Origin of the sequence: Edaphosphingomonas laterariae (assembly GCF_900188165.1) — a bacterium.
In the GTDB taxonomy this organism is placed as follows: Bacteria; Pseudomonadota; Alphaproteobacteria; order Sphingomonadales; family Sphingomonadaceae; genus Sphingomonas_E; species Sphingomonas_E laterariae.
The window spans coordinates 16,080-27,957 of sequence record NZ_FZOS01000037.1; the positions used below are offsets into that span (position 1 = coordinate 16,080).

4 protein-coding genes are annotated in these 11,878 nt (G+C 59.1%); all 4 read left to right on the top strand.

The window, feature by feature from the left end:
* Positions 1 to 3: 3 nt before the first annotated feature.
* Genes brxC through brxL form a run of 4 tightly spaced genes read left to right on the top strand, consistent with a single transcriptional unit; the run spans position 4 to position 11,677 of the window.
* Positions 4 to 3,543 (top strand): BREX system P-loop protein BrxC, encoded by a 3,540-nt coding sequence (gene brxC / locus CHB74_RS18985; RefSeq protein ID WP_089221081.1) that lies wholly within the window; start codon positions 4 to 6, stop codon positions 3,541 to 3,543.
* On the top strand, positions 3,543 to 7,091 hold the full coding sequence (gene pglX / locus CHB74_RS18990; protein WP_089221082.1) for a BREX-1 system adenine-specific DNA-methyltransferase PglX: 3,549 nt from the start codon (positions 3,543 to 3,545) through the stop codon (positions 7,089 to 7,091). Before brxC ends, pglX begins: the two co-directional genes overlap by 1 nt.
* Entirely contained in the window at positions 7,084 to 9,591 is a 2,508-nt protein-coding gene (pglZ, locus tag CHB74_RS18995; protein WP_089221083.1) for a BREX-1 system phosphatase PglZ type A, read from the top strand. Before pglX ends, pglZ begins: the two co-directional genes overlap by 8 nt.
* A 7-nt stretch (positions 9,592 to 9,598) precedes the next feature.
* Complete coding sequence (gene brxL, locus CHB74_RS19000; RefSeq protein ID WP_089221084.1) at positions 9,599 to 11,677, top strand: BREX system Lon protease-like protein BrxL; 2,079 nt, start codon at positions 9,599 to 9,601, stop codon at positions 11,675 to 11,677.
* Positions 11,678 to 11,878: the final 201 nt, after the last annotated feature.

Sequence of the window (11,878 nt, forward strand, 5' to 3'; positions counted from 1 at the left end):
CCGATGGCTACTCTTCTGCGTGATATCTTTGCCAAGCCGGTCGACCGCTCGATCGATGGGGTGATCAAGGCTGATGACAAGGCCAGCCTCCTGACAGAGCTCGATGAATATGTCATCACCAACGAGATTGGCGCCCGGCTCGAGCAATTCCTCGACGCCTACAACAATTATGATACCGCGAATGGGGTGTGGATTTCGGGCTTCTTCGGGTCGGGAAAATCCCACCTTCTGAAGATGCTCGCTCTTCTGCTCGAAAACGACGAGGTCGAGGGACAGCGCGCCGTCGAAATCTTCGAGCGCAAGCTGGCCGGTAACCCGATGCTGGCGGGCGCCTTGCGCAAAGCGGTATCGATCCCGTCCCGGTCGGTGTTGTTCAATATCGACCAGAAAGCGGATGTGATCTCGAAGACCGATGTCGATGCTCTTCTGGCCGTCTTCCAGAAGGTCTTTGACGAGATGTGCGGCTATTATGGCAAGCTCCCGCATATCGCGCAGTTCGAGCGTGATCTGGATAGCCGCGGCAAGCTCGACGCCTTCAGGGCAGCCTTCATGCGGTCTTCCGGCAAAGCCTGGGAGCGAGGGCGTGAGCAGGCGCTGATGGAAGGCAAGCACATTGCCGCGGCATTCGCGGAGGTCACGGGCGACGAGGTCAAGGATATTCTTGGCCAGTATCGCAAGGACACGAAGGTCTCGATCGAGGACTTTGCCAACATGGTGAAATCGTGGATCGATGCGCAGGGCCCGAAATTCCGGCTGAACTTTTTTGTCGATGAGGTGGGTCAGTATATCGCCGACAACGTCAAACTGATGACGAACCTGCAGACCATTGCCGAAAGCCTGAACACGAAGTGTAAGGGACAGGCCTGGATTGTGGTTACCGCCCAGCAGGACATGGGTTCGGTTATCGGCGATCTGACGGCGCAGCAGGAGAATGATTTCTCGAAGATTCAGGCGCGCTTCGCCAACCGGATGCCGCTAAATTCCCAGGACGTGGCCGAAGTCATCCAGCGCCGCCTACTGGCCAAGACCGAGGCGGGCCAGATCACCCTTGGCAATCACTACGATGCCGAGGAAAATAACATGCGCACTCTGTTCGATTTCGGCGACAATTCCTTCAAGTTCAGGAATTTCTCCGGAAAAGACCAGTTCGTCGCAAGCTACCCGTTCCCGAACTACCAATATGATCTGTTCCAGCGCGCGATCATGGGACTCTCGCAGCATAACGCGTTCGAGGGCAAGCATAGCTCGGTCGGCGAACGCTCGATGTTGGGCGTCTTTCAGGAGGTGGCCAAGCGGCTGGCCGATACGCCGGTAGGGGGCCTCGCAACCTTCGACCTGATGTTCGAGGGGATCCGCACCGCCCTGAAATCATCGGTCCAGCAATCGATCCAGCTCGCCGAAAAGAACCTGGGCGATGATTTCGCGGTGCGGGTGCTGAAGGTCCTTTTCCTTGTAAAATACGTCAAGGAATTCAAACCGACCGCTCGCAATATCGCGATCCTCCTGCTGTCCCGGTTCGAGGCGGATCAGACCGAGCAGCGCCGCAATATCGAAGAGGCATTGTCGCTTCTCGAGCGCCAGACGCTGATCCAGCGCAACGGCGAGGTGTACGAATTCCTCACCAATGAGGAGAAAGATGTCGAAGCTGAGATCAAGGCGATTGCGGTCGATCCCGCCGAAATCGAGCGCCAGCTCGACGAACTGGCCTTCGGCACCATCCTCCGTCACGGAAAGATAAAACATACCGGTACCGGCGTCGACTATGCTTTCACCCGCAAGCTCGATGGGCACAGCCTGAACCGGGAGCATGAGCTTTCGGTGAATATCATCTCGCCCTTCAGCGACGATTCCGACGAACCGGATGTGGTTCGCTCGAACAGCATGGCCAGCGATGAGATGGTCGTGCTGTTGGGGCGGGATGTGCGCTTCACGCGCGATCTGGTCCTTTGGCTCCAGACGGTAAAATTTGCCCGGCAAGTGACGAGCGGGGACGCCCAGCCTGGCCGCGATCGTATTATTGCGGAAAAGCGCGATCAGAACACGCGCCGTGAAAAGGAACTGGTGCAGCGGCTGCGCAGTCTGATCGCGGACGCGCGGCTGTTCGTGCGGGGCACCGAACTGGAAATCGGGGGTGAGGACCCGCAGGAGCGACTGGTCAAAGGCTTCCAGGTCCTGGTGGACAAGGTCTACACCAGCCTGCCGGTCCTGCGCGGCGCTACCTATACCGAAGCCGATCTTGGGCGCGCAGGCCGCGTCGATGGCGGGCTTTTCGGCGGCGAAGGCAGCGGCCTGACCGAAGCCGAGCAGGACGTACTGAACCATGCCCAAGCACAGATGCGCCTTGGCACACGGGTTTCTGCCAAGGCTTTGGTCGAGAAATTCGGCGCCAAACCTTATGGCTGGCCTACCATCGCGGTCCTGTGCCTGACCGCGAGCCTTGTCGCACGCGGCAAGCTTGAGGCGCGCGCCGATAGCACCGTGCTGGAAGGGGAGGCGCTGATCCAGGGGCTGCGCAACAGCCATGCGCTTGGCAATATCCTCCTTTCGCCGCAGATCGAATTCACCGCCGCCCAGATTCGAAAATCGCGCGAACTGTTCCAGGCCCTGTTCGATTTGCCTGCCTCGGGCAATGACGCCCGCAGTCTGGGGACGGAGTGGCAGGCGCAGTTGCGCAAGCTGACCGGCGAACTGGAGGGTCTTGGCAGGCAATTGACGGGCTACCCCTTTATTGCGGCCCTCGATCCGCTGCGCACCCAGCTCGACGCTATGCGTGATCAGCCGGCGACATGGTTCATTACCGGCCCTGTCAGCCAAGAAGATCAGCTGCTGGATGCGAAGGAGGACATCCTCGACAAGGTCCGCAGCTTCATGTCCGGACCGCAGAAGGGCATCTATGATGAGGTGCGTTCCTTCCTGACCGTGCAGGACCAGAACCTTGCCTTCGCCGAAGATTCGGCCGCCGAAACGTTGCGCCGGGTTCTTGGCGATCCGCAGTGCTTCAAGGGCACCGCGATTCAGGCACTGAAGGCGGATTTCTACGCCCTGAAGGAGCGCATCGAGCAAACGGTTCTGACTGAGCGCAACGGGGTCATCGCGGCGATCGACGAGGTGGCGGAGAAAATCGCCCATACTTCGGAGTTCCGTGCACTACCGCCAGAGGCGCAGACGCACATCCGCGACGGGCTTGCCGACCAGAAGGCCGGCCTTGCTTCGCAAACCCTGATCCCAGCCTTGCGGCATCGGGCGACGGAAGTCCGATCCAACCTCCTGGCCGATACGCTCACCTGGATCGCCGAACTGACGCCTGCACCCGCGCCGGCTCCCACGCCCCAGTCACAACCTGCCGGCGGCGTTGCCGCGGCCCCGGCGGCGCCTCAGGTGCCGCCGGCACCGACAAGGCCCCAATATATCAAGGCGCAGTCTATCAACGTCCCCTTTGCGAAAACCTATCTCGAAGATGAGGACGATGTGACCCGATACCTTGATGAGATGAAAAGGACCCTGCTGGCCGAGATCGGCGCGGGCAAGAAAGTGATTGTCTGATGGATACCAACGCCCTGAAGAAATTTGCGCAAAGCGCGCGCAACCTGTTGATCGCGCAGGTCACCGCCCGACTGGACATGGTGCTGGCCGAGGGCGCCGCGGCTCGCCGCGAGCATCCCGCGGCAATTGCCAGGCTCGAAGCCGCCGCCAGCAGCAACCGCGGGCAGGTGATCGAGCAGGCCGCCTACACATGGTTCAACCGCTTTACCGCGCTGCGCTTCATGGATGTGACGGGCCTGACCAACCCGCGCGTGGTATCTCCTGCCGATGGCGCCACCCGGCCCGAGATTCTGGCCGAGGCGATGGCCGGCAACCTGCCGGATCGCGCCCGCCCCGAGATCGCCGAATATTTGAACGGCACCCGCCCGGCCCATGACGGGCAGGCGGAGGCTTATCGGCTGCTGCTGATCCATGCCTGCAATGAATGGCATCACGCGATGCCCTATATGTTCGAGCGCGCCGATATGCTCGACCGGGCCGAGGATTACACCGAACTGCTGATACCCGACGATCTTCTGTCGCCGGACAGCATCCTCGCCCGCCTGCGCGAGGTGATGACCGAGGACGCCTGCGAGGATGTCGAGATCATCGGCTGGCTCTACCAGTTCTACATCTCGGAGAAGAAGGACCAGGTTTTCGCGGGCCTGAAGAAGAACCAGAAGATCACGGCAGAGAATATTCCGGCGGCGACACAGCTGTTCACGCCGCATTGGATCGTGCGCTATCTGGTGGAGAACTCGCTGGGGCGGCTGTGGCTGCTGAACCGGCCTGGCTCGGGGCTGGCGGCGAAGATGGACTATTACATCGCGCCGGAGGAGCCGGAAACGGATTTCCTGCGCATTCAGCGGGCCGAGGATATCTGTATCTGCGATCCGGCTTGCGGGTCGGGTCATATGCTGACCTATGCCTTCGACCTTCTTTATGAAATCTATGCCGAGGAAGGCCATGACGCGGCCGAGATCCCAGGCCTAATCCTGCGGCACAACCTGACCGGCATCGAGATTGACGACCGCGCTGGCGCCTTGGCGGCCTTTGCATTGTCAATGAAGGCTGCGGCAAAGCTCGGGCGGCGACGGTTCCTGCGTATGGAGGAAAAGCCCGACGTAGTGGTGCTGCAGGATGTCCGCTTCCCCCCCGCTGAAATGCAGGACGTCGCCGCCGTGGTGGGCAAGGATCTGTTCACCGACGAACTGCGCGAGACCCTCGGGCAATTCGAGCAAGCGAAGAACTTCGGTTCGCTGATCGTGCCGAAGCTGCGCGACCCGATCGAGACGCTGCGACTGGTGGCGGCGCGGGATTTCGGATCTGACTTACTGCTGAAGGAAGTGCAGGCGCGCGTTGTAGCCGTGCTGAGCATGGCTGAGGCGCTTTCGCCGAAGTACCACGTTGTGGTGGCCAACCCTCCCTACATGGGCGGCAAAGGTATGAACGGAAAATTGGGCGACTTCGTTAAGGCCAACTATCCCGATAGCAAGTCCGACCTCTTTGCTGTGTTCATGGAGCGAGCGCTTGGGCTTTGCGCTAAGCGCGGCCTGATGGCGATGATAAACATGCAGTCGTGGATGTTCCTGTCATCTTATGAAAAACTACGCGGGACGTTGTTGTCGAATGCAACGATCTTATCCATGGCCCACATCGGCGAGCGCGGTTTTGATACAATTGGCGGTGTTGTAGTTTCGACAACGTCTTTCGTGATTAAAAATGCTCATGACGAGGGCAGGAGGGGTGAGTTTATACGCCTTGTCGAAGGCGATTCCGAAAGGGAAAAGGTCTTACAGCTGCGGGAGGCGATCCAAAATCCGAACTGCGGCTGGTTCTATCGCGCCTCGGCAGATGACATTGCTAAGATTCCTAGTAGCCCGATCGTTTATTGGCAAACTGAACGTTTCTACGAACTGTTTCGTACGCTAAATGGTCTCAGTCAAATAGCGAAGCCGAGGCAAGGTGCTACGACCTCAGACAATGACCGTTTCTTACGATCTTGGACCGAGGTCTCTTGTCAAAGAATCGGGTTTGGGCATGCAAACAGAGCATCCGCTGCTGCTGCCGCGCAGAAATGGTTTCCCTACAATAAAGGCGGAGAGTTTCGTCGCTGGTATGGGAATCAAGAATTTATCATTAATTTCAAAAATGATGGAGAGGAAATTAAGGAGTTCCATGAGGAACTAAATAAAACACGCCCCGGAGGTCGCCTAAAAAATCAAGATCATTACTTTAGTCAGAGCGTAAGTTGGTCGAAAATATCAACGGGGTCTTTTGCAGTTAGATATTTTCCTGAAGGGTTTATCTTTGATGTCGCCGGATCGGCCGTTTTTTTCGAAAGCAGGGAAGATTTTTCATATTTCACGGGGTTACTGAACTCCGCCGTAGTAACATCGGTTTTGCAAGCATTGTCACCAACTCTCAATTTTGAAGCTGAACATCTGAGTAAAATACCTGTTCTACCCGCTAAGAATCGAGCCGCAGCAGCATCGCATGCATCGGGAATCGTAGAAAGAATCATAAATTGCAGTAAGGCGGACTGGGACGATTATGAAACATCTTGGGATTTCACAACGCTGCCGCTGCTCTCGCCCGATCACCGGGCCGGGACGCTGGAGGCCAGCTACGCCAATCTCCGCGCCCACTGGCAGGACATGACTGACGAAATGCACCGGTTGGAGGAAGAGAACAACCGCATCTTCATTGACGCCTATGGGCTCCAGGACGAACTCACCCCCGAGGTGCCGATCGACGAAATCACTCTCACTTGTAACCCGGCCTATCGCTATGGCGTGAAGAACACCGAGGAGGACCGAGAGGCGCGGCTGCGTGAGGATACGGTCGCCGAGTTCCTCCACTATGCCGTGGGCTGTATGTTCGGGCGCTACAGCCTTGACGCGCCCGGCCTGATCCTCGCCAATGAGGGCGAGGGGATTGAGGAGTATCTGGCTCGCGTGCCGGAACCCAGCTTCGCGCCCGACCGCGACAATGTCATCCCGGTCCTCGATGCCGACTGGTTCGTCGATGACATCGTCACTCGCGCTCGCGATTTCCTGCGCGTCACCTTTGGCGATGCGAAGTTCCGCGAAAACCTTGCCTTTGTGGAAGCCGCCCTCGGCAAGGATCTGCGCAAGTGGTTCACGAAGGACTTCTTCGATTACCACGTCCGCCGCTACAAGAAACGCCCGATCTACTGGATGTTCTCCAGCCCCAAGGGCAGCTTCAATGCGCTGATCTATATGCACCGCTATCGGCCGGATACGGTCTCGGTGGTGCTGAACCAGTATGTACGCGAGTTCATCCACAAGCTGGAGGTCGAGCGCGCGCAGCTGGAGAAGCTGGCCCTCGATCCTGCGGCTACACCCGCCCAGCAAACGAAGGCACAGAAGGAAACGACCACGGTGATCAAGCAGATCGCCGAGCTGACCGAATGGGAACGCGATGTCGTCTATCCGATGGCGCAGCAGAAGATCGCCATCGATCTCGACGACGGCGTGAAGCGCAACTATCCGCTGTTCGCCGGCGCGCTGAAGCCGATCAAGGGGCTGGAGGCCGCGGATGACTGACCGCATCACCGCCGGGCTGAGGCGGCTCTATGAGGACCAGGGGCATCGTATCGTCTTCTGGTATGACGCGGCCCGCGATCTCCGCGGGGCGTTCGATGCGGTGGACCTGCCCGGCGTGACCAAGGTGGAGATCGCCAACAACGAGTTTGGCCTGAAATATCGCGTACTGCGGCAGGAGCCGGCGGCGCGGTTCCTGCTGTACAAGGATGGGCCCGAGCCGCCGATGGCGGAAAACTGGTTGCTGGATGTGCAACTGGCCACGGCGGTGTTCCGCGCCGACCAGGCGGCGATCTGGGTGGCCGATTTGGGCATCCCGGCGAAATACGAAGCCGCCGTACGCGACCACGCCGAATTCTACCGTTCCGGCAAGCGTCTGGAAGCGCTGCGCGCCATCGAGCGCGAGCGGCCATCGCAAAGCGCCAACGATGTCCGCCGCAAGATGTTGGCGGTCTGCGCCGGTGCGGATGGTGATCTCGATACGGTGATCGAGGCGTTGCTGGCCGAACTGGCCGAAGACCGTGACGATGCGCTGCGTTTGGTGGAACGGGTCGGGCTGGCGGCGTTCTTCTGGAAGGAGGTTTCGGCGCGCTATGGTTATGCGGCGGATGCCCCGGATTTTCAGGATTTCGCCATCATGCTGTTTTCCAGCGCCTGGGCGCGGGCGATGGGCGAGGCGGCGGCCCTCAATACCGATGCCGCGCTGATGTTCCGCCGCTGGAGCGCCTCGCGCCGGTGGGGTGAAGCGTTCGAGAAGCTGTCGGGCGACTATCAGGATGTGCTGAAGATCAGGGATGATCTGGCGTCACGCGATTTTCGGCGCCTGATCCCGCATGATCATTTCGAGGAGGTGGACCGGCGGATCGTTATCGCCATTGTCGAGGGGCTGGCCCAGCAGAGCCTGGCAGCCACAGATGTGCTCAAATGGGTGCGCGATCGCCGTCAGAGCCATTGGTATGACCGATACGCCGACGTCTATCAGGCCATTGGCTACGCGACAGAATTTCAGCAGGCTCTGGCCGAGGCCGACCTGTCCATGACCAGTCTGTCCGATGGTGTGAGGCGCTATTCCGCAAGCTGGTTCCGGCTGGACCAGCTCTACCGCAAGTTCATCTATCATATGCAGAAAAGCGGGCAGTCCGGGTTGCTCTCCGCGCTCTATGAGGCGGTTGAGAACCGCTACACTACCAATTTCGTGCTGAAGCTGAACGATGCCTGGCAGGACCAGGTTGCCCGCCTTACGGACTGGGCAGCTCCGGGCTTTCCCCGTCAGGTGGATTTCTACCGGGAACAGGCCGCTGAATACCGGCGCAAGGATCAGAAGGTCGTCGTCATCATCTCGGATGCGCTGCGCTATGAGGTGGCCGAGGAGGCGCTGCGCGAGATCCGCAAGCTCAACCGGTTCGACGCCGAGCTGAAGCCGATGGTCGGGGTCTTGCCGAGCTATACCCAGCTGGGCATGGCCGCGCTCTTGCCGCACCGGCAACTGGCGATCCGAGATGACAATGATCTGGTGATGCTGGACGGCGAAAGCACCATGGGCGCGGCCGCCCGTGAAAAGGCGCTGGCGGCGGGCAGGGCAGGGGACAGGGTAAGGGTTCTGGCGGCAAAGGACTTCATGAATCTGGGATCGTCAGAGGGCCGTGACCTCTTCCGGGATCATGATGTCCTGTACCTCTATCACAACCAGATCGACGCGATCGGAGACAAGCTGGCCACAGAGGAAAATGTGCCGGCGGCGGCGGAGACGGCCATCGAGGATCTGGTAAAATTGGTCCGCAAGCTGACCTCGGCCAACTTCTCGAACATTCTGATCACCGCAGATCACGGCTTCCTGTGGCAGCACAGGGCCTTGGAGGAGAGCGGCTTTGCGCTGGGCGAGCCAGAAGGCGAGGTGGTAACACGCAATCGTCGCTTCGTGATCGGCCGAGGGCTCAGCAGCACAGGTGGCATGAAGAAGTTCACCGCCGCCGAGCTTGGCCTAGATGGAGATCAGGACATCTTGATCCCCAACTCAATCAACCGTCTGCGCGTGAAAGGATCAGGCAGCCGCTTTGTCCATGGCGGAGCGAGCTTGCAGGAGATCGTCCTGCCTGTCCTGCGGGTCGGCAAGCAGCGCAAGGAAGATGTCGGACAGGTGTCGGTGCAGATCATCCCGCCGGCCCGTGCCCAGATCACCACAGGGCAGATCCAGATGACATTCTATCAGGCAGAGCCGGTTACCGATAAACAGCAACCCCGGCAGATCCATGCGGCAATCTTTGCGGGAGATGGAACGCTCATCTCTGACGAAGTCGAGCTGGATTTCGATTTTGTGTCCGAGAACCCGCGCGAGCGCGAGCTTTCGCGCAATTTCCTGCTGTCGCGGGCCGCGGACGCCCACAACAATCAGACGGTCTTCCTGAAGCTGCGTACGCGCATCGGCAAGACCAGCCATTTCGAAGATCACGCTTCGCAGCCCCTGCTGCTGAAACGCGGGATCAGCACAGATTTCGATTTCTGAGGTGCCGATGTCGACCCTTGATGACAAGATCAACGAGCATTTTGCCGGTTTCGTGGTTCGCAAGGATCTGGTGAAGGCCGTGAAGGGGAACGCCATCGTTCCCACCTATGTGCTCGAATATCTGCTGGGCCAATATTGCGCGACCGACGACGAAGCTTCGATCGCGACGGGTATCGAGACGGTCAAGGATATCCTGCGCAAGCATTACGTGCATCGTTCGGAAGCGGGACTGGTCCAGTCGACGATCAAGGAGCGGGGCCGCTACAAGGTCATCGACCAGGTCAGCGTGGCGCTGAACGAAAAGACCGACGCCTATGAGGCGGTTTTTGAAAATCTTGGGATCAAGCGGGTCGCGATCGACAGCGCCACGGTCAAGGCGCATCCCAAGCTGCTCGTAACGGGTATCTGGTGCATCGCAGATGTGCAGTATGAGTTTTCGGAAGACAGCCGGATCTCTCCGTGGATCATAGACACGCTGAAACCGATCCAGATCGCCCGCGTCGACTATGATGGCTATCGCGAAACGCGCGGCAAATTCACCACCGAGGAATGGATCGACCTGCTCATGCAAAGCATCGGCTTTGATCCGTCCATGTTCGGGCGCAGGTCAAAGCTTTTGCAGCTGTTGCGCCTGATCCCGTTCGTCGAACGAAACTACAATCTCATCGAGCTTGGGCCGAAGGGAACGGGCAAGTCGCACATCTATTCCGAATTCTCACCCCATGGCCAGCTGATCTCGGGCGGCGAAGTCACGGTTCCCAAGCTCTTCGTGAACAACTCCAACGGGCGGATCGGTCTGGTTGGTTATTGGGATGTCGTCGCCTTCGACGAATTCGCCGGGCGCGAGAAGACGGCCAACAAGGCGCTTGTCGATATCATGAAGAATTATATGGCGAACAAGCAGTTCTCGCGCGGGGTGAACCCCATGGGGGCTGAAGCGAGTTTCGCCTTCGTCGGCAATACCGACCATAACGTGCCGTGGATGCTGAAGAACACCGACCTGTTCGAAGCTCTGCCGCCGCAGTTCCACGACAGCGCCTTCATCGATCGATTGCATGCCTATCTGCCTGGATGGGAGATCGATATCATCCGCGGCCAGATGTTCACATCCGGCTATGGGTTCATCGTCGACTACCTTGCCGAAATCCTGCGCCACCTGCGGGCCGAGGACTTTTCGCACCGGCCGGATCGCTTCTTTACCGTTCCCGTCCAGACCCATATCCGGGACCGCGCGGCGATCAACAAGACCATGTCGGGCCTGCTGAAACTGATCTTCCCGAATGGAGACGAGACCGAAGCCGAAGTTGAGGAACTGCTGCGGTTCGCGATTGAATGCCGCAAGCGGGTGAAAGACCAGCTTTTGCGGATCGACAGCACCTTCGAGGCCGCCGACTTCCATTATGTTGCGCCGGATGGATCGAAGCGCGCTGTCACTACCCTTGAGGAAGAAGAGTTTCCCCAGTTCTACCATCGCCGCTCGGCCGGCGAGGGGGATGAAGGTGCGGGCCAACCCGAGATCGCGCCGATTCCAGCACAGCCGGCATCCACGCCTGCCGCTTCTGCTGCGTCTGCCGCCGCCCCTCCTGCTGTCGTTCCGAAGCCGGGGCATGTCGTTTTCACGGAAAACCGCAAGGGTATCAGTTTCGACAAGATCTTTGGCCCTTGGACTGATGGAGCGGCACGGATCATCGTCACCGATCCCTACATCCGGAAGTTCCATCAGGCGCGCAACGTGATGGAACTGATTGAGATGCTGATCCGGCGCAAGCAGCCCGAAGATCAGGTCGCGGTGCATCTCGTCACGGCTCCGGACGACGGGAATATTCAGGAGCAGCGGGAGTGCCTGGACGGAATCGCCGAGGCCTGCACGGGCACGGGCATTGATTTCACCTGGGCCTTTGATGGTTCCGGAGCGCTGCATGCGCGCGACATCACTACGGATACCGGCTGGAAGCTGGTGCTGGACCGGGGGCTCGATATCTTTCAGCCGACACCTCGCAAGATGAACGGCTTTTCACTCGGGGAACGCATGCAGGAGCACCGGATGATCCGGGGGTTCTATATCACCTATGTAGAAAACCCGTGACCACCGCTGCCTCGATTTAACATAATCCCTATTATCAGTCTTTTATCCTTTTATATCAATATGTTATAAAATCACTCCCTCTATGTTCCAAGCTTCAGCGCAAGCCGGTCCGCCCGGTCGAGCACAATCATCGGCAAATCGCCAAGACGAGACACATCCTCAAGTCCGGGCACTTCGATCCCAGCGATGATGGCGCCCCGG

What these genes read in the sequence shown, in the direction of transcription:
- pglX (WP_089221082.1), top strand. Translation starts at nt 3,543, where the DNA reads ATGGATACCAACGCCCTGAAGAAATTTGCGCAAAGCGCGCGCAACCTG.
- brxC (WP_089221081.1), top strand. Translation starts at nt 4, where the DNA reads ATGGCTACTCTTCTGCGTGATATCTTTGCCAAGCCGGTCGACCGCTCG.
- brxL (WP_089221084.1), top strand. Translation starts at nt 9,599, where the DNA reads ATGTCGACCCTTGATGACAAGATCAACGAGCATTTTGCCGGTTTCGTG.
- pglZ (WP_089221083.1), top strand. Translation starts at nt 7,084, where the DNA reads ATGACTGACCGCATCACCGCCGGGCTGAGGCGGCTCTATGAGGACCAG.